General features: G+C 67.1%; 1 protein-coding gene. It reads left to right on the top strand.

The annotated features are described in order from the left end of the window. Nucleotides 1-127 precede the first annotated feature (127 nt). Nucleotides 128-222 (top strand): ArsA-related P-loop ATPase (locus EXE44_RS21945; protein WP_274595392.1); only part of this gene is annotated, 95 nt, incomplete at its 3' end.

Genomic DNA, 222 nt, shown 5'->3' with positions numbered 1-222 from the left:
CGTCGCCGGTGTCGTACTACACCGCCGAGCTGCTGCCGTACCTCGAAGACGAGTTCGAGGCGTGGGAGCGGCGGCTGTGGGACCGCGACAGCCTCATCGAGCGGAAGGGCCAGCAGTACCACTTCTGATGACGGAGCTTCACGCCTCCGCCGACGGGGAGCAGTTCGTCTTCTTCGGCGGGAAGGGCGGGGTCGGGAAGACCACCGTCTCGTGTGCGTACGC

The sequence above is a fragment of the Halorubrum sp. SS7 genome, assembly GCF_005435055.1.
GTDB lineage: Archaea > Halobacteriota > Halobacteria > Halobacteriales > Haloferacaceae > Halorubrum > Halorubrum salinarum.
The sequence above is the reverse complement of the archived record's forward strand: the minus strand, read 5'-3'. Positions and strand labels throughout refer to the sequence as shown.